This is a genomic window from Cellulosimicrobium sp. CpK407 (assembly GCF_051844275.1).
Taxonomy (GTDB): domain Bacteria; phylum Actinomycetota; class Actinomycetes; order Actinomycetales; family Cellulomonadaceae; genus Cellulosimicrobium; species Cellulosimicrobium cellulans_G.
Genome location: NZ_JBGNYC010000072.1, coordinates 1 through 17,105, shown reverse-complemented (window position 1 = coordinate 17,105; position 17,105 = coordinate 1). Strand labels below are relative to the sequence as shown.

Sequence of the window (17,105 nt, the reverse complement as noted above, 5' to 3'; positions counted from 1 at the left end):
AACCACCCGCGGGGAGGACTGCCGTCAGGCGGCGTCGTCCTCCAGCAGCTTCGTCGTCTTGGACTGGTCCAGCGGGATGCCGGGGCCCATCGTCGTCGTCAGCGTGGCCTTGGTGATGTACCGGCCCTTCGAGGACGACGGCTTGAGACGCAGGACCTCTTCGAGGGCCGCCGCGTAGTTCTCCACGAGCGCCTTCTCGTCGAACGAGACCTTGCCGATGATGAAGTGCAGGTTCGCGTGCTTGTCGACGCGGAACTCGATCTTGCCGCCCTTGATGTCGGACACGGCCTTCGCCACGTCCATCGTCACGGTGCCGGTCTTCGGGTTCGGCATGAGACCACGGGGACCGAGCACCTTGCCCAGGCGGCCGACCTTGCCCATGAGGTCCGGCGTCGCCACGGCGGCGTCGAAGTCGGTGTAGCCACCGGCGACCTTCTCGATGAGGTCGTCGCCGCCGACCTCGTCGGCGCCGGCCGCACGGGCCTCCTCAGCCTTCGCCGCGTTCGCGAAGACGATGACGCGGGCCGTCTTGCCCGTGCCGTGGGGCAGGTTGACCGTGCCGCGGACCATCTGGTCCGCCTTGCGCGGGTCGACACCCAGGCGGAACACGACCTCGACGGTCGCGTCGTACTTCACGGTCGACGTCTCCTTGGCGAGACGGACCGCCTCGAGCGGCGCGTAGAGACGCTCGCGGTCGATCTTCTCCTCGGCGTTGCGGTACGCCTTGCTGCGCGTTGCCATCTGCTTCTCCTTCTGCAGTCGTGGTCTGCGGGTCCGCGCGGACCCTGCCACTGCCGTCCACGGTCGTGGACGGACGGTCTTGGTGTGCCGAACCCCGGATCGCTCCCCAGGAGGTCGTGACCGTGGGGAACGATCCAGGGGTCGGCGGGGAGGGGCGTCAGCCCTCGACGGTGATGCCCATCGAGCGGGCCGTGCCCGCGATGATCTTCGACGCGGCGTCGAGGTCGTTCGCGTTGAGGTCCTCGAGCTTGGTCTGGGCGATCTCGCGCACCTGGTCGGCGGTGATCTTCGCGACCTTGACGGTGTGCGGCGTGGCCGAGCCCTTCTGCACGCCCGCGGCCTTCTTGATGAGCTCCGCGGCCGGCGGGGTCTTCGTCACGAACGTGAACGAACGGTCCTCGTAGACCGTGATCTCCACGGGGATGACGTTGCCGCGCTGCGACTCGGTCGCCGCGTTGTAGGCCTTGCAGAACTCCATGATGTTCACGCCGTGCTGACCGAGCGCGGGGCCGATCGGCGGGGCGGGCGTCGCCGCACCGGCCTGGATCTGGAGCTTGATGAGGCCGGAGACCTTCTTCTTGGGAGGCATGACTCTTCCCTGTCTTTCTTCTCGTGGGCCGACGCCGTGGGCGATGACCCGGTTGCAGTACTGCGCTCACGCGCGCACGGCCGGTGCCGTGCGGCGCGTCAGATCTTGGCGACCTGGTTGAACGACAGCTCGACCGGGGTCTCCCGGCCGAAGATGGAGACGAGCACCTTGAGCTTCTGGTTCTCGACGTTGATCTCGGAGATCGTGGCGGGCAGCGTGTCGAACGGGCCGTCCGTGACGGTGACCGACTCGCCGACCGTGAAGTCGACCTCGACCGGAGCCTTCGCGGCGGCCTGGGCGGGCTTGCCGGGCTCCGGGGCGGGGGCCAGCATCGGCGCGAGCATCGAGAAGACCTCGTCGAGCGTCAGCGGCACGGGCTGGTGGGTGTGTCCGACGAAGCCGGTGACACCCGGGGTGTGGCGCACGGCGCCCCACGACTCGTCGGTGAGGTCCATGCGGACGAGGACGTAGCCCGGGATGCGCACGCGTCGGACGATCTTCTTCTGCGCGTTCTTGATCTCGGCCACCTCCTCCATGGGGACCTCGATCTGGAAGATGTAGTCCTCCATGTTCAGGCTCTGGATGCGGTTCTCCAGGTTGGCCTTCACACGGTTCTCGTAGCCCGCGTAGGAGTGGATGACGTACCAGTCGCCGAGCTGCGTGCGGAGCGTGCGCTTGAACTCCGCGACCGGGTCTTCGATGACGTCGCCGTCCTCGTCGGCGGGACGGTCGTCCTCCGACGCCTCGTCCTCCGACGCGTCCTCGTCCACCTCGTCGACCGCGGCGTCCGCGTCGGCCGTCTCGTCAGCCTCGTCGACCGCCGGGACGTCCGTGGTCTCCTCGACGTCGTCCTGGGCACCCTCGGGCTGCGTCGGGTCGACGTTCTCCGTCTGGTCCAGCGACTCCTGGGACACGAACGAACCTGCTTTCTGACGAACTGCTCGATGACTTCTTCTGGAAGCGCCGACGGCGCCCCGAGGGGCGCCGGAAGCCGTGGTGAGGCCCGGCACGACCGGGCGGAGGGGGCTCGCTAGCCGAAGACCCACATGACGGCCTTGCCGATCCCGAGGTCGAGCACGGTCACGAAGGCCATGACCACGACCACGAAGACCAGGACCACCGTCGTGTAGGTGATGAGCTCCGAGCGCGTCGGCGTGACGACCTTGCGGAGCTCGGCGACCACCTGGCGCACGAACAGGGCGATGCGCGCGAAGATGTTGGGCTTCTTGTCCGCGGACGGACGGCCCTTCTTCTTCACCTCGTCGGCGCGTGCGCCGCCTGCACCCACGGCCTCTGACGGCGATTCGCTCACTCGTTCTTCCCCATCGCTCACGTGCGGGACCTGCTCGAACCCTCGGTGCGACCCGGTGCCGGGCCGCGCGTGGTTCCCGGGAAGGTCCCACGAGAGCCACGCCGTGCAGGGTAGACAGGACTCGAACCTGCAACCTGCGGTTTTGGAGACCGCTGCGCTACCAATTGCGCCACTACCCTTCGTGCTCGACGACGCCGTACGAGCCCCCGGCCCCGGGACGAAACACGCGTCTCGGGCGCGGGCCAGCGTGGCGGGCGTCAACCACCGAGGGATCACTGTACGCGACGCGAGGCCCCTGGTCGAACCGCCGTCCACCGATCGGTGGACACGAGGTCCGGACGAACGGCCGTCGCGGGCGACGGAGCCTCGCCGACAGGCTGGTCCCATGACGACGACACCCCTCCCCACCGGCTCCCCCGCCGCGGACGCCCGGCAGAGCTGCCCGGCCGTCGAGGTCCGCGGCCTGCGCAAGAGCTACGGCGCCAAGCGGGCGGTCGATGGCGTCGACCTGCGGGTCGAGCGCGGCGAGATCTTCGCCGTCCTCGGACCCAACGGCGCCGGCAAGACGACGACCGTCGAGATCCTCGAGGGCTTTCGGCGCCGCGACGCGGGCGAGGTCCGCGTGCTCGGCGAGGACCCCCAGGCCGCCGGCCGCGCCTGGCGCTCGCGCATCGGCGTCGTGCTCCAGGACTCGCGGGACCAGGCCGAGCTCACGGTCGCCGAGATCGTCCGGCACTTCGCGACGTTCTACCCCGCGCCGCGGGACCCGGACGAGGTGATCGACGCCGTCGGGCTGCGCGAGAAGGCCCGGACCCGCACCCGCCAGCTCTCCGGTGGCCAACGGCGGCGCCTGGACGTCGCGCTCGGCATCGTCGGGCGTCCGGAGCTGCTGTTCCTCGACGAGCCGACGACCGGGTTCGACCCGCAGGCCCGCCGCGCGTTCTGGGCGCTGGTCCGCTCGTTGCGCGAGGACGGCACGACGATCCTGCTGACCACGCACTACCTGGACGAGGCCGCGCACCTGGCCGACCGCGCGGCCGTCGTGCGCGCGGGCCGGGTCGTCGCGCTCGACGCGCCCGACCGCCTCGGCGGCCCGGACGCGCGCCGTCCGGAGGTCCGCTGGCTGGACGACGGCGCCTGGCGGTCGGAGCGCACCGACTCCCCCACCGCTCTCGTCGCGTCCCTCGCCGCGCGCTTCGCGGGTCCCGACGGCGAGGTCCCCGGCCTCGCGGTGACCCGCCCGAGCCTGGAGGACGTCTACCTCGAGCTCATCGGCGAACCGGTCACGGCACCCGCCGCCCCGCCCGCCCGCACGCCCGCGCCTGACTCCCCCGACTCCCCCGGCGCGCCCGCCGGGGACCGCACGCCCGACGGCACGACCGCCGCCGTCCCCGAGGAGGCCCGCAAGTGACCACCGCCCCGACCGCCGCCCGGCCCACGCGCTCCGCCCGACCCGCCGCCCTGCCCGGCGCCGGCCGGCTGGGGATCGAGCGCACCCGCGCGGAGCTGCGCGCGTTCTTCCGCGAGCGCGACGCCGTGATCTTCATCTTCACGTACCCGCTCATCATGCTCGCGATCTTCGCGACGGTGTTCGACGGGCAGGACCAGGGCACGGCCGCGTACTCCGTGCCGTTCGCGCAGTACTTCCTGCCCGGCATGATCGCGACCGGCGTCATGCTCACGAGCTTCCAGTCGCTCGCGATCTCCATCGCGGTCGAGCGCGACGACGGCTCGCTCAAGCGGCTGCGCTCCACCCCGCTGCCGCCGTCCGCGTACTTCTACGGCAAGGTCGGGCTCGTCCTGCTGACGTCGGTCGTGCAGACCGCGCTGCTCCTCGTGCTGGCCGCGACGGTCTACGACGTCCCCATGCCGTGGGAGATGCCCGACGGCGGCGCGCGGCTCGCGACGTTCGCGTGGGTGTTCGTGCTCGGGTGCGCCGCGGGCGCGGTGTGCGGGGTGGCGTTCTCGTCGCTGCCGCGGTCCGGCAAGTCCGCGACGGCGGTCGTCACGCCCGTCGTGCTCGTGCTGCAGTTCATCTCCGGGGTCTTCTTCGCGTTCTTCGCGCTGCCGTCGTGGATGCAGACCGTCGCGTCGCTGTTCCCCCTCAAGTGGATGGCGCAGGGCATGCGCTCGGTGTTCCTCCCGGAGCAGGCGGCGGCGCTCGAGCCGTCGGGGTCGTGGCAGCACGGCGCGACCGCTGCTGTACTGGTCGCATGGCTGGTCGTGGGGCTCGTGGTCGGTGCACGCTCGTTCCGGTGGCGGCGCCGTGACGACGGCTGAGACGCCGTCGCCGGGCGGGGCGGTCGCGGGGGTGGTCGACACCGCCGACGCCGCGACCGCCCAGCTCGACGGCACGTGGGCGCGCGACGTGCGCTGGTGGGACGTGGCGTTCACCGTCATCGTCGTGCTCAGCGCGCTCGCGCTGCTCACCGCGGACGTCCGCGGTACGGCGCTCGCGGTCTCGCTCGCGGCGGTCGCCGTGATCCTCGTCGGGTACCTCGGCTGGGGACGACGGGCCGCGCGGACGCGGGACCAGGTGACGGCCCACGTGTACCTCGTCGTCGCGGTCGCCTGCACGCTCGTCGTCGTCGGGCAGGACGCCCTCGGCACGCTCCTGCTGTTCGCGGTGTTCACGCAGATCTGGATGCTCTCGGAGCACCTGTGGGCACAGGTGGTGCTGTGCGTCGCGCTCGCCGCGGGCACCGCGCTCGCGCTCGCGTTCGACCCGGCGACGGGCCGGGTCGAGCCGGACGAGCTCGCGAGCTCCGCCCCGCAGATGGGGGTCGCGCTCGCGTTCGCGCTGAGCCTCGGGCTGTGGACGGCGCACACGATGCGCCAGGCGGAGCGGCACGCCCGTCTGGTCGACGAGCTGCGCGCGACGCAGGCCGAGCTCGGCCGCGCCTCCCACGAGGCGGGGGTGCTCGCCGAGCGCGAGCGCGTCGCCCAGGAGATCCACGACACGCTCGCGCAGGGGTTCACGAGCGTGGTCATGCTCGCGCAGGCCGCGAGCGCCGACCTCGACCGGGGCGCCGCCGACGCCGCGCGCGAGCGGCTCGCGCTCGTGGAGTCGACGGCGCGCGACAACCTCGCCGAGGCGCGCGCGCTCGTCGCCGCCTCGGCCCCCGCACCGCTGCAGGGCGGCACGCTGAGCGAGGCCCTGCGCCGGCTCGCGGGCCGGTTCGCGGAGGAGACCGGGACGCGCGTCGAGCTCACGGCGCCGGAGGCCCTCCGGCTGTCGAGCGCGGACGACGTCGTCCTCCTGCGGTCCGCCCAGGAGGCGCTCGCGAACGTCCGGCGGCACGCGGCTGCGGCGGCCGTGCGCGTGGACCTCCGGCAGGACGCGGAGGGGACGGTCCTCGAGGTGTCCGACGACGGGCGCGGCCTGCCCGCGGACGCGCCGGGGTTCACCGAGGGCTACGGGCTGCGGGGCATGCGGGAGCGCGTGGCGGCGGAGGGCGGGAGCCTCGAGGTGGGGCCGGCTCCCGGCGGCGGGACGCGCGTCGCGGTGCGCCTGCCCGCCGGCGCGTCGCCGGACGGACCGGCCACGGGCGCGCGCGCGACGACGCGGGCGGGAGACGTGCGATGAGCCCGACCGGGGACGGCGTCGTCCGGGTGCTCGTCGTGGACGACCACCCGGTCGTGCGCTCGGGGATCACCGGCATGCTGGCCGCCGAGCCCGACCTGGAGGTCGTCGGCGAGGCGGGCGACGGCGAGCAGGCGGTGGCGCTCGCCCGCGAGCTGGCGCCCGACGTGGTGCTCATGGACCTGCGGATGCCCGTGCTCGACGGCGTCGGCGCGACGGCGGCCATCGTCGGCGCGCCCGGCCGGGGCGCGGGGCGCGGCGGCGCCGCCGGCGGCCCGCGCGTCGTCGTGCTCACGACGTACGAGACCGACGCCGACATCCTGCGCGCGGTCGAGGCGGGGGCCACCGGCTACCTGCTCAAGGACACGCCCCGCGACGAGCTGGTCGCGGGGGTGCGCGCCGCGGCACGCGGGCAGACCGTGCTCGCGCCGAGCGTCGCGACCCGGCTCGTCACGTCGGTCCGCGGGGCGGACCGGCTCACGGACCGGGAGGTCGAGGTGCTGCGCCTCGTCGCGCGCGGGCTGTCGAACGCGGCGGTCGGGCAGGAGCTGTTCATCGCGGAGGCGACCGTGAAGACGCACCTGCTCCGCGCGTTCGCCAAGCTCGGGGTGGACGACCGGACCGCCGCGGTGACGGTCGCCATGCAGCGCGGGTTCCTCACCGGGACCTGAGCCGACGTCGCGCGGGGCGGGGCCCGCGCCGGGGGCGGACCGCCGTCGGGACCCGGCCCGTGCCGACGCGCGGGCCGGGTCCGCGTGACAGACTCCCCGTGTGCGAGACCTGGCGATGCTTCCCAAGGCCCACCTGCACCTGCACTTCACCGGGTCGATGCGCCCGGAGACGCTGCGCGACCTCGCCGCGCAGTACGGCGTGCGGCTGCCGCACGCGCTCGTCGACGGCGACCCGCTCCGGCTCCCCCCGACCGAGCGCGGCTGGTTCCGGTTCCAGCGCCTGTACGACGCCGCGCGCGCGTGCGTGCGCTCGGAGGCCGACATGCGCCGCATCGTGCTGGAGGCCGCGCAGGACGACGCGGCCGAGGGGTCGGGGCGCCTCGAGATCCAGGTGGACCCGACGTCGTACGCGCCGTTCGTCGGCGGCATCACCCCGGCGGTGGAGATCGTGCTCGACGCGGCGCGGTCCGCGAGCGCCGCGACGGGGACGGAGGTCGCGGTGGTCGTGGCGGCGTCGCGCATGCGGCACCCGCTGGACGCGCGCACGCTCGCGCGCCTCGCGGCGCAGTACGCGGGCGAGGGGGCGGGCGAGGTCGTGGGGTTCGGCCTGAGCAACGACGAGCGCCGCGGGGACACCGCGGAGTTCGCGCGCGCGTTCGCCATCGCGCGGCGCGCCGGGCTCGCGTCCGTGCCGCACGGGGGCGAGCTGCTCGGGCCGGCGCACGTGCACGAGGTGGTGCGCGAGCTCGTCCCGGACCGGCTGGGCCACGGCGTGCGGTCCGCGGAGGACCGGCACGTGCTGGACGACGTCGTGGACCGCGGGATCGCGCTCGAGGTGTGCCCGGCGTCCAACGTCTCCCTCGGGGTGTACGAGGACGCCGGTCAGGTGCCGCTCGGGGCGCTCGTCGACGCCGGGGCCCGGGTCGCGCTCGGCGCGGACGACCCCCTGCTCTTCGGGTCCCGCCTCGTGGCGCAGTACGAGACGGCGCGCCACGAGCACGGGTTCTCCGACGACGAGCTCGCCGCGCTGGCGCGGTCGTCGATCCGGGCGAGCCGGGCGTCGTCGGGCACGAAGGAGCGCCTGCTGGCCGGCGTCGACGACTGGCTCGCGGGAGCCTGACCGGCCGCCTCCCCTTCTCATGTGCGTCTCATCCTGCTCTCGGATACTGGGGCCATGACTCGCCGGACCGTCGCGTGGCTCGTGGGGGTGCTCGTGCTCGCCCTCGGGGGCGCGGCCGCCGCCGGTGCGCTGGCCGCGCGCCCGCAGGACCGGGAGATCGGGGGCGCCGTGGTCGTGACGCCCGCCCCCGCCGCGCCGACGACCACGCCCGCCCCCTCGCCGACCGCCTCCGACGACGACCCCGACGGGGACGACCACGACGGGGACGACGACGGGGACGACGACGACCGCGTGACGCCCGCCCCGCCGTCGAGCGACGACGACGATGACGACGACGACGACCGCAGCGGCTCCGACCGGGGCGACGGGTGAGCCGCCGGACGCGCCGCGCGGGGCTGACCGTCCGCACCCGCATGCTCGCGGCGTTCCTGGGGCTCTCCGCCCTCGCGCTCCTCCTCGCCGGCGGCGCGGCCTGGTTCCTGCAGCGCGGGCAGATCGACGCGCGCATCGACGAGAGCCTGACCCGGAGCGCGAACGAGCTCGCGCAGCTCGCGGAGTCCGGGGTGAACCCCGTCACGGGCGAGCCCTTCACGTCCGCCGAGGACGTCGTCGTCGCCTCGATCCAGCTCACGGTCCCCGCGCACAACGAGGGCATCCTCGGGCTGCGCGAGGGCCGGACGCCGCTCGTCTCGCAGCAGGAGGTGCGGCTGCGGCTCGAGGACGATCCCGAGCTCGTCGCCACGCTGTCCCCGCTCGCGTCGGGCGACGACGTCGTGCTGCGCTCCCCGCGGACCGCGACGGCCGAGTACCGCGCCCTCGTCGCCCCGGTCCACACGGTCGGCGGCGCGGGCGCCGTGGCCGGCCAGGAGCCCGCGGCCCTCGTGCTCGCCTACGACCGCTCGGCCGAGCACGCCGAGTTCGCGCAGGTCTTCCGGACCTACGCGGTCGTGGCGCTCGGCGCCCTCGTGCTCATCGGCGTCGCGGGGTGGGCCGTCGCCGGGCGCCTCCTCCAGCCGATCCGCACGCTGTCGCGCACCGCGCAGGACATCGGCGAGACGGACCTGTCCGCGCGCATCCCGGTGACCGGCAACGACGACCTCTCGGACCTGTCGCGCACGGTGAACGGCATGCTCGACCGGATCGAGGGGGCGTTCGACTCGCAGCGGCGGCTCATCGACGACGTCGGGCACGAGCTGCGCACCCCGCTCACCGTGGTCCGGGGGCACCTCGAGCTCATGGACCCGCACGACGCCACGGACGCGTCCGAGACGCGCGACCTCGCGCTCGACGAGCTCGACCGCATGAACCGGCTCGTCGACGACCTCGTGACGCTCGCGACCGCCGGTCGCCCCGACTTCGTCCGCCCGGTCGACACGGACCTCGGCCGCCTCCTCGACGACGTGCACGACAAGGTCCGGACGCTCGGCGAGCGCCGCTGGCTCGTCGACGCGCGGGCCGACGTCGCCGTGCGCGCCGACGCGCAGCGCCTCACCCAGGCGCTGCTGCAGCTCGCCGCCAACGCGGTGAAGTTCTCGGCGCCGGGGTCCGTCGTCGCGCTCGGCTCGGCGGTGTCCGACGACGGCACGCGCGTGCGCGCATGGGTCCGCGACGAGGGCGTCGGGATCGCCCCCGAGCAGCAGGCGCGCGTCTTCGAGCGGTTCGCCCAGGCCACCACGCCCGGAGCCGCCCACCCGGAGGGCGCCGGGCTCGGCCTCGCGATCGTCGCGGCGATCGCGGAGGGCCACGGCGGCCGGGTGCTCGTCGCGTCGACGCCCGGCGTCGGGTCGACGTTCACGCTGGACCTCCCGCTCGTCCCGGTTGTCGCCGCGTCCCCCGACGCGGCCGGCCCGACGCCCGGGCCGCACGGCTCCGCGCCCGGACGACCCCCCGCGCCTGCCCCGGTGGCGCCCACCGCGCCGACGGTGCCCAGCGCGCCGCCCGCCGCCACCCCGTCGTTGCCCCCGCCCGACCCCGGGCCGCCGGTACCGCCGGACGCGGCTCCCGACGACCGCCGTCCGCCCTCGTACCCCGCCCCCGACGGAAGGACCACCCGGTGAGCCAGATCCTCGTCGCCGAGGACGAGACCCGCATCGCGTCGTTCGTGGCGAAGGGACTCCGCGCGGCGGGATACGCCAGCACGACCGTCGCGACGGGACGGGAGGCTCTCGACCTCGCCGGCACCGGTGACTTCGCGCTCCTCGTGCTCGACCTCGGCCTGCCCGACCAGGACGGCTTCACCGTGCTGCGCCGCCTGCGGGAGACGGGCAACGCGATCCCCGTCATCATCCTCACCGCGCGCACGTCGGTCACCGACACCGTCGCCGGGCTCGAGGGCGGCGCCGACGACTACATGGCCAAGCCGTTCCGGTTCGAGGAGCTGCTCGCGCGCATCCGGCTGCGCCTGCGCAGCGAGCCCGCGGGCGAGGTCACGGTGCTCACGCACGGCGCCCTGAGCCTCGACCTGCGCACGCGCCGCGCGCGCACCGCCGAGCGCGAGGTCGACCTCTCGGCGCGCGAGTTCGCGCTCGCCGAGGCGTTCCTGCGCAACCCCGGCCAGGTGCTGAGCCGCGAGCAGCTCCTGTCGCGCGTGTGGGGGTACGACTTCGACCCTGGGTCGAACGTCGTCGACGTGTACGTGCGCTACCTGCGCAACAAGCTCGGCGCCGAGCACTTCGTCACCGTGCGCGGCATGGGCTACCGGCTCGCCGACGTCGCCCGCTGACCTGCGGGACCGCTGACCTGCCGGGTCCGCGGTCCCGCCTGCCGACCTGACGGGCGCGGACGCACCCCTGACACGTCGAACCCGGGCCTGCGGGTCACGAGGTGGTCCCTCGTGACCCGCGGACCCGGGTTCGGCACGGTGGCCCTGGGTGCGCCTCGGTCAGTCGGCCGACTGCGGCGACGGCGGCGTGACCGGGCTGGGCGGGGTGTTCGGCGTCTGCGGCGTGTTCGCCGTGTTCGCCGTGGGCGGGGTGTTGGGCGTGTTCGGGGTCTGGCTCGTCACGGCCGAGCCGGACGTGTCCGCCGAGCCCGCGGTGCTCGGGGACGCGGACGTGTTCGCCGTGACGGTCGTGATCGACGTCCCGTTCTGGACGTCGGTCGGGCTGGGCGTCGCGGACGTGGCGGGTGCGTCGGTCGGCGAGCCGGTCGGCGTGCTCGACGTGCTGACCTGGACCGACGGCGAGACGGTCGCCGGCTCGGGGGCGTCGAACGCGCCCTGGGCGGTCGCCACCGTCGCTCCGAGACCGACCGCGCCGAGCGCCCCGGTGACGATCCATGCGCTGCGTGCCTTCATGATCCTTCTCCTTCGTCCGATGGTGCGCACGACCCCTCGGCCGTGCATGGTCCGAGCCTCTCGGTCACGTGTGAGATGCCGAGGAGGCGCCGATGAGAGTGCTCTCAGGAACGGGGGCGGGGTCGGCGGCGACCGTCCCGGGGGCCGCGTCCAGCAGCCCCTCCGCGACCCGCAGCCACGCGTCGGCGAGGTCGCGCGTCGCCGCACCGGCCGTGAGGGACAGCACGACGCCGGCCGCGCGCGCCCGCAGGGCCGCGGGGTCGACGCGCTCGTCGAACACGGCGAGGCACCGGTCGACGAGCGCACCGACGCCCCCGTACACCGCGGGGGCGAGCGACGGGAGCACGGCGAGGTGCGCGACGAGGCACGCGAGGTCGTCGACGCGATGCCCGGGGCCGAGCGTGTCGACGTCGAGCAGGACGCCGACGCGGGCGCTGCCGGCCCCCGGCGCGGCGGGGTCGCCGGCGGCCGCCGGGACGTCGAGCAGGACGTTCGCCTCGTAGAAGTCGCCGTGCGTCGCGACGACCGGCCCGGGGTCGCGCGTCGCGACGGCCGTCCGGACCGCGCGCGCGACGCGGTCCACGCGCGCCGGGTCCAGCGCGTGCACCGCGAGCGCCGACGCCGCGTAGTGCTCGACGCGCTCGGACCACGCGGGGCGGCGGCGCAGCGTCGTCGCGCGGGCCGGGAGGGCGTCGAGCGCGCGCAGGAGCTCGCGCGGGTCGATCGCGGTGGGCTGGCCGTCCGGGCCGAGCGCCGCGAGGTGCTGCGCGAGCGACGGGCCGCGCGCCTCCTCGAGGACGACCACGCCGCCGTCGTCCCATGCGAGGCAGCGGGGGGCGTTCACGGTGGTGGACCGGAAGAGGTCGTGCCGACGGACGAGCGAGCGCGCCCGGTCGGGCCGGACGACCTTGACGTAGACCGTGCGCGCGGACGTCCGCGCGCGCAGCACCGCGCGCCGGAGCGGGCGGTAGGCGACCATCGTCACCGACTCCACGGCCTCGCCGGGCGCGAGCGCCCCGGCCGCCGCGAGGCGGCGGGCGAGCTCGCCCGCGTCGCACGCGGCGGCGAGGCCGGGCAGCAGCGGGTCGGCGGGGTGGCGCCACACGTGCACGACGCGCGGACCGTCCGCGAGGCGGACGACCCCCGCCCCGACCGCGTCCGGAGAGAGGGGCGCCGTCGTCGCGAGCAGGTACTCGGTGGCGTCCGCCGCGGCGGTGCCCCCGCCCGGACCGCCCGCGAGCGCCCGGCGGGCGACGACGTCGTACCCGACGGTGACCTCCGCGCCGGGGCGCGCGTGCACCTGGTGGACGCGCCACGTGTCGAGGCTCGCGCCGTCGGCGCCCAGCGCCACGGCGAGCAGCTCTCCCGCCTCGGGGGCGGTGAGCAGGTCGAGCCAGGCGCGCTGGTCGGGCGCGGGAGGGGCGAGCGTCATGGCCCCAGGCAACCTCGCGCGCGTGGCTCGCGGGTGAGACCGGGATGAGAGACCTCTCATCCCGGGCGCGCCGGTCCGGGATCCGTGGGGTCTTGACGGGCCGACGCACGCGTGTCAACGTACTGATGTGTTGATACAAACATCGGAGGGCCCGCAGGGCGCTGGCCTCTTCCTCCCCGCGGCGTACGACCTCGCGTGGACCGGCGCGGTCCTCGCCGTGCTGGTGGCGCTCGGCGTCGCGGTGGTGCTCGCCGTGCGGGCCGCGACGCGCGCGCCCGAGCCGTCGCTCCACGGGCTCGCCCCGGAGGACCCGGTGCGCCGCGCCGCCCGGCGGCACGCGACGACCGTGAGCGTCGCCGCGGTGACGGCCGCGCTCCTCGTCGGCGCGGGCGTCACCCAGGCCGCCGCGACCTCCGTCGGGGGCCTCGCCGAGGGCGTGCTCGTGGGCCTCTCCCCCGCGGTCGTCGGGCTCACGTTCCTCGGCGCGCACGCCGTCGGGGAACGCACCTGGCCGCGCCAGCGGACCGCCGTCCGCGCGGCCACGCTGCGGCCACGGACCGTCGCGGACGTCGCGCCCCGCGGCCTGCGGCGCCTCACCTGGTCGCTCGGGACGCTCGTCGTGCTGCTCGCGGTCGTCGGCGCGCTCACGGCGGGCGACGACGGGCGGTCGGTGACCCGCGTCCTCGGCGACACGACCTCGACCGCGAGCCCCTACCCCGGCACGTTCTACGGCGTGTGGCTCGCGCTCGCAGCCGTGCTGCTGGTCGCGGGCGCCGCGGGCGTCCTGCGGCTCGTCGCGCGTCGGCCCGCCGTCGCGCACGTCGAGGAGACGTGGGACGTCGGCCTGCGCCGCGCGTCCGCGCACCGGGTCCTGCGGGGCGCGCAGCTCGCGCTCGGGCTGACGGCCGCGGGGATGCTCTGCACCGGTGCGAACGCCGCGGCGCGGGTGGGCTACCCGGGGGCGGTCGTGCTCGTCGTCGTCGCGGTCGGGCTGGCGCTGACGGCCGTCGTGGTCGCCGTCCGGCCCGCCGCGGACCCGGACGCGTGGGCCGACGACCGCGCGGGCGCACCCGTGATGGCAGGGGCAGGTCGTGCCGCCCGCTGAGCTGCGCGTCGAGATCGACCTGCGCTCGGGGATCGCGCCGTACGAGCAGATCCGGTCGCAGGTCGTCGCGCACGTCGCCGCCGGTCGCCTGCGCGTCGGCGACCGGTTGCCGACGATCCGCGCGCTCGCCACGGACCTCGGGCTCGCGCCCGGGACCGTGGCGCGCGCGTACCGCGAGCTCGAGGCAGCCGGGGTCGTCACGACGCGGCGTCGCGCCGGGACCGTCGTGGCCGACGGCGTCTCCGCGAGCGACGTCGCCGCCCGCCACGCCGCGCACGAGCTCGTGCGCGCCGGCCGCGAGGCGGGCCTGTCCGACGACGCGATCCTCGACGTCGTGCGCGGGGCGCTGCTCCACGAGCCACCCGGGCCGGGGGACGCCGGACGCTGAACCACGGTGAACGGCGTCGAACGGCACCGGACGGCGTTGGACCACCCGCTGGACGGAGCGCCGACCGGGCGAGCGCCCGCGGTCCGGCGGTCGGCGGACGGCCGAGCCCGTCCGGCCCACCCCGACCCGTCGCTGCGTCACGACAGGGTCACGATCCGCCGACAGGCGCCCGGCACGGACGTCCGAGGCACTCGCCGGGCGCATGATGGTGCTCCGCGGCGGACGCCGCGGCACACGTGAGGGGGAACAGGTGGACGGAGCTTCCGCGAGCGCGCCGACGGGCGCTGCGACGCGCACGACGGCGGGGGACGCGGCGTGCGCCGCTCCCGCGGCAGCGGGGCGCGGACCGGGCCGACGTCGGCGCGGTACCCGCGCGGCGTCGCTCGCCGTCGTCTCCACGCTGGTCGCGGCGCTGGCGCTCGCAGGCTGCCAGGCCGGGCTGCCCGACCTCGAGCCCGGCCGGACGCCGTCGGCCACCGCGGACGGACCCGCGACGACGGCACCCGCGAGCCCGAGCCCGACGGAGACCACGCCCGAGCCGACGGAGACGCCCACGGCTGAGCCGCCCGCCACCGAGACCCCGGAGCCCGAGCCGAGCGCGCCTCCGCCCGCGCCGGAGCCGACCCCCGAGCCGCCGCCCGCACCCGTCGAGCCGGAGGAGCTCGCGCGCGGCGCGACCGGCGAGCGCGTCGTCGCCCTGCAGCAGCGTCTCGCCGACCTCGGCTACTTCATCGGCGCGCCCGACGGCGACTTCGGCGGCGGCACGCAGCAGGCCGTGTGGGCGCTGCAGAAGGCGGCCGGGCTCTCGCGCGACGGCGTCGTGGGCCCCGCGACGCAGGCCGCGCTCGACCAGGGCGTCACGCCACAGCCCCGCAGCGGGTCGGGGAAGGTCATCGAGATCGACCTCGACCGCCAGCTCCTGCTCGCCGTCGAGGACGGCCGGGTCGTCACGGTCGTCAACGCGTCGTCGGGCAACGGCGAGTCGTACGAGGCGAAGGGCCGGACCTACCGCGCGGGCACGCCGCGCGGAGAGTTCCACGTGGGCCGGCAGGTCGACGGCAACCACTCGTCGAGCCTCGAGCTCGGCGACATGTGGCGCCCCAAGTTCTTCACCGGCGGCATCGCGGTGCACGGCTCGGGCTCGATCCCGCCGTGGCCCGCGTCGCACGGGTGCGTGCGCGTCGCGAACTCGGCGATGAACTGGCTCTGGGACACCTGGCACGCCGACCCGGGCACCACGGTCCTCGTCTACTGACCCCCGGTCGGTCAGAGGGAGACGCCGACGAGGACGGGCTCCGGGACCAGATCGACGCCGAACGCCTCGCGCACGCCGTCGCGGACGGCGCGCGCGAGCTCGACCAGGTCCTCCGCGCTCGCGCCGCCCCGGTTGGTGAGCGCCAGGGTGTGCCGGGTCGACAGCCGCGCGAGGCTCGACGGGCCGTGGACGCCGAAGCCCTTGGTGAACCCGGCGTGCTCGATGAGCCACGCCGCGGACGTCTTGACGAGCGTCGGGTCGATCTCGCCGAGGCTCGGCCCCGTCGTGCGAGACGGCGTCGCCGAGCGCACCGGGTAGCGCGGCGCCTCCGCCGGGAGCAAGTCGGCCTGCTCCGCCGGGACGACGGGGTTCGTGAAGAACGACCCGGCGCTCCAGCGGTCGTGGTCCGGACCCGTCTCCCCGGGCACGGCGCCGTCGGGCGACTCGGGCGACGCGGGCGACGCGGGCGCGGCGTCCGGGCCGACGCCGTCGAGCAGCATGCCCTTGCGCGCCCGCAGTGCCAGGACGGCGTCGCGCACGTCGGCGCTCGGGGCCCGGTCGCCGACCTGCACGCCGAGCGTCCGGGCGAGCTCCGGGTACGCGACCGGGGCGGACAGCGAGCCGAGCCGGGACTGGAAGCCGACGTCGAGGACCACGTAGCGCGGGGACGGGTACCACGGGCCGTCGGGCTCGCCGTCACCGCTCACCGCGGCGCGCATGCTGCGCTTCAGCAGCGACGTGCGGTACCCGAACGCGAGCTCGCCCAGGGCCAGCGTGCGCACGCGCGACCGCCGACGGTCCCACACCCGCACGGTCGAGATCACGCCCGAGACCTCCTGGCCGTACGCGCCGATGTTCTGGACGGGCGCGGCGCCGACGGTGCCCGGGATGCCGGACAGCGCCTCGACGCCCACCCACTCCTCCGCGACCGCACGCGCGACGAGCTCGTCCCAGTCCTGCCCGGCAGGGGCGTGGAAGCTCGCGCCGCCGCACGAGTCCTCCGCGTCCACGGTGATCCCGCGGCGCAGGTCGCGCACGACCACCCCGCCGAACCCCTCGTCGCCGACGAGCAGGTTCGACCCGCCGCCGATCACGAGGAGCGGCTCCCCGGCGTCGTCCGCGGCCCGCACGGTCTCCAGCAGCTCGGCCTCGCTGTGCGCCTCGACGTACCGGTCCGCCGGACCGCCCACGCGCAGTGTCGTCAGCTCCGCCAACGAGGGCGCGCCGACGGCGTCGGGCCGCAGGCCCGGCGCGGTCCGGACGATCTCGGGCAGGTCGCGGTCGACGGGGGTGAGGGGTTCGCACGTCACCGCCCCAGCGTAGTTCGCCCCCGCCCCGGCCGGCCTCGTCACCGTTCGCACGGTCGACCTCGCAGGGTCGGGTCCCCGGCGCACCCGACCTCTGCCGCCTGCGGGTTCGGGTCCGCGGCGCAGCGGCGTCGGCGCCGGCGCCGGCGCCGGCGCGTGCGGCATTCTCGTGCGCCGGCCGCATGCAGCAGCGGGAACCGTGCGGGCGAAGCTGACACTGCGGGCAGTCGCCCGAGGCAAGCCCAGACCAGGGCGAGACACCGCAGGGCGGGGTGGGTGGTGGTGCCGCGTCGTGGCGGGCCTGGCG

At 75.6% G+C, this 17,105-nt stretch carries 18 protein-coding genes and 1 tRNA gene; 11 read left to right on the top strand and 8 right to left on the bottom strand.

Features of this window, described 5'->3' with window-relative positions; translation table 11 throughout:
- Positions 1-24: 24 nt before the first annotated feature.
- The 5 genes from rplA to ABWU78_RS19835 all read right to left on the bottom strand — a co-directional run bounded on the left by rplA (position 25) and on the right by ABWU78_RS19835 (position 2,821).
- On the bottom strand, positions 25-741 hold the full coding sequence (gene rplA / locus ABWU78_RS19855; protein ID WP_047233800.1) for a 50S ribosomal protein L1: 717 nt from the start codon (positions 739-741) through the stop codon (positions 25-27).
- Between the two features lie 157 nt (positions 742-898).
- Positions 899-1,330, bottom strand: coding sequence for a 50S ribosomal protein L11 (gene rplK, locus ABWU78_RS19850; RefSeq protein WP_047233799.1), 432 nt, complete (start codon positions 1,328-1,330; stop codon positions 899-901).
- A gap of 98 nt (positions 1,331-1,428) precedes the next feature.
- The gene (gene nusG, locus ABWU78_RS19845; RefSeq protein WP_253055118.1) at positions 1,429-2,244 is read right to left on the bottom strand and encodes a transcription termination/antitermination protein NusG; all 816 of its coding nucleotides are present in this window, start codon (positions 2,242-2,244) and stop codon (positions 1,429-1,431) included.
- Between the two features lie 116 nt (positions 2,245-2,360).
- Positions 2,361-2,588, bottom strand: a complete 228-nt coding sequence (gene secE, locus ABWU78_RS19840; protein ID WP_253055143.1) for a preprotein translocase subunit SecE — start codon at positions 2,586-2,588, stop codon at positions 2,361-2,363.
- 160 nt (positions 2,589-2,748) lie between these two features.
- Positions 2,749-2,821 (bottom strand) — tRNA-Trp (locus ABWU78_RS19835).
- A gap of 206 nt (positions 2,822-3,027) precedes the next feature.
- On the opposite strand from ABWU78_RS19835, the gene ABWU78_RS19830 reads away from it, so the two are divergent.
- The 8 genes from ABWU78_RS19830 to ABWU78_RS19795 all read left to right on the top strand — a co-directional run bounded on the left by ABWU78_RS19830 (position 3,028) and on the right by ABWU78_RS19795 (position 10,738).
- The gene (locus tag ABWU78_RS19830) at positions 3,028-4,053 is read left to right on the top strand and encodes an ABC transporter ATP-binding protein (protein WP_439159292.1); all 1,026 of its coding nucleotides are present in this window, start codon (positions 3,028-3,030) and stop codon (positions 4,051-4,053) included.
- On the top strand, positions 4,050-4,922 hold the full coding sequence (locus ABWU78_RS19825; RefSeq protein WP_439159291.1) for an ABC transporter permease: 873 nt from the start codon (positions 4,050-4,052) through the stop codon (positions 4,920-4,922). The genes ABWU78_RS19830 and ABWU78_RS19825 overlap by 4 nt, the downstream gene beginning before the upstream one ends.
- Positions 4,909-6,228: a sensor histidine kinase gene (locus tag ABWU78_RS19820; RefSeq protein WP_439159290.1), complete on the top strand. Its 1,320-nt coding sequence runs from the start codon at positions 4,909-4,911 to the stop codon at positions 6,226-6,228. The genes ABWU78_RS19825 and ABWU78_RS19820 overlap by 14 nt, the downstream gene beginning before the upstream one ends.
- On the top strand, positions 6,225-6,896 hold the full coding sequence (locus tag ABWU78_RS19815; protein WP_439159289.1) for a response regulator: 672 nt from the start codon (positions 6,225-6,227) through the stop codon (positions 6,894-6,896). The genes ABWU78_RS19820 and ABWU78_RS19815 overlap by 4 nt, the downstream gene beginning before the upstream one ends.
- 100 nt (positions 6,897-6,996) lie before the next feature.
- Positions 6,997-8,016, top strand: coding sequence for an adenosine deaminase (locus tag ABWU78_RS19810; protein ID WP_439159288.1), 1,020 nt, complete (start codon positions 6,997-6,999; stop codon positions 8,014-8,016).
- 54 nt (positions 8,017-8,070) lie between these two features.
- Entirely contained in the window at positions 8,071-8,388 is a 318-nt protein-coding gene (locus tag ABWU78_RS19805) for a hypothetical protein (protein WP_439159287.1), read from the top strand.
- On the top strand, positions 8,385-10,073 hold the full coding sequence (locus tag ABWU78_RS19800; RefSeq protein WP_439159286.1) for a sensor histidine kinase: 1,689 nt from the start codon (positions 8,385-8,387) through the stop codon (positions 10,071-10,073). Before ABWU78_RS19805 ends, ABWU78_RS19800 begins: the two co-directional genes overlap by 4 nt.
- Positions 10,070-10,738, top strand: coding sequence for a response regulator transcription factor (locus ABWU78_RS19795; RefSeq protein WP_253055110.1), 669 nt, complete (start codon positions 10,070-10,072; stop codon positions 10,736-10,738). Before ABWU78_RS19800 ends, ABWU78_RS19795 begins: the two co-directional genes overlap by 4 nt.
- 159 nt (positions 10,739-10,897) lie before the next feature.
- Here the strand turns inward: ABWU78_RS19795 and ABWU78_RS19790 are convergent, their stop codons facing one another.
- The gene (locus ABWU78_RS19790; protein ID WP_439159285.1) at positions 10,898-11,311 is read right to left on the bottom strand and encodes a hypothetical protein; all 414 of its coding nucleotides are present in this window, start codon (positions 11,309-11,311) and stop codon (positions 10,898-10,900) included.
- Positions 11,312-11,375: 64 nt separating this feature from the next.
- Positions 11,376-12,743, bottom strand: a complete 1,368-nt coding sequence (locus ABWU78_RS19785; protein ID WP_439159284.1) for an aminoglycoside phosphotransferase family protein — start codon at positions 12,741-12,743, stop codon at positions 11,376-11,378.
- Positions 12,744-12,873: 130 nt separating this feature from the next.
- Between ABWU78_RS19785 and ABWU78_RS19780 the strand changes: the two genes are divergently transcribed.
- The 3 genes from ABWU78_RS19780 to ABWU78_RS19770 all read left to right on the top strand — a co-directional run bounded on the left by ABWU78_RS19780 (position 12,874) and on the right by ABWU78_RS19770 (position 15,491).
- Complete coding sequence (locus tag ABWU78_RS19780) at positions 12,874-13,848, top strand: hypothetical protein (RefSeq protein WP_439159283.1); 975 nt, start codon at positions 12,874-12,876, stop codon at positions 13,846-13,848.
- A complete protein-coding gene (locus ABWU78_RS19775) occupies positions 13,835-14,236 on the top strand; it encodes a GntR family transcriptional regulator (protein WP_253055106.1) in 402 nt (133 codons plus the stop codon). Before ABWU78_RS19780 ends, ABWU78_RS19775 begins: the two co-directional genes overlap by 14 nt.
- Positions 14,237-14,486: 250 nt before the next feature.
- Positions 14,487-15,491 (top strand): L,D-transpeptidase family protein, encoded by a 1,005-nt coding sequence (locus tag ABWU78_RS19770; protein WP_439159282.1) that lies wholly within the window; start codon positions 14,487-14,489, stop codon positions 15,489-15,491.
- Between the two features lie 11 nt (positions 15,492-15,502).
- Here the strand turns inward: ABWU78_RS19770 and ABWU78_RS19765 are convergent, their stop codons facing one another.
- Positions 15,503-16,765 carry a UDP-N-acetylmuramate dehydrogenase gene (locus ABWU78_RS19765; protein ID WP_439159293.1) on the bottom strand — a complete coding sequence of 421 codons (1,263 nt, stop codon included), beginning with the start codon at positions 16,763-16,765 and terminating at the stop codon, positions 15,503-15,505.
- Positions 16,766-17,105: the final 340 nt, after the last annotated feature.

Coding starts and splice junctions, on each gene's coding strand:
- rplA (WP_047233800.1), bottom strand. CDS start 741: ATGGCAACGCGCAGCAAGGCGTACCGCAACGCCGAGGAGAAGATCGAC.
- rplK (WP_047233799.1), bottom strand. CDS start 1,330: ATGCCTCCCAAGAAGAAGGTCTCCGGCCTCATCAAGCTCCAGATCCAG.
- ABWU78_RS19830 (WP_439159292.1), top strand. CDS start 3,028: ATGACGACGACACCCCTCCCCACCGGCTCCCCCGCCGCGGACGCCCGG.
- ABWU78_RS19815 (WP_439159289.1), top strand. CDS start 6,225: ATGAGCCCGACCGGGGACGGCGTCGTCCGGGTGCTCGTCGTGGACGAC.
- ABWU78_RS19805 (WP_439159287.1), top strand. CDS start 8,071: ATGACTCGCCGGACCGTCGCGTGGCTCGTGGGGGTGCTCGTGCTCGCC.
- ABWU78_RS19790 (WP_439159285.1), bottom strand. CDS start 11,311: ATGAAGGCACGCAGCGCATGGATCGTCACCGGGGCGCTCGGCGCGGTC.
- ABWU78_RS19785 (WP_439159284.1), bottom strand. CDS start 12,743: ATGACGCTCGCCCCTCCCGCGCCCGACCAGCGCGCCTGGCTCGACCTG.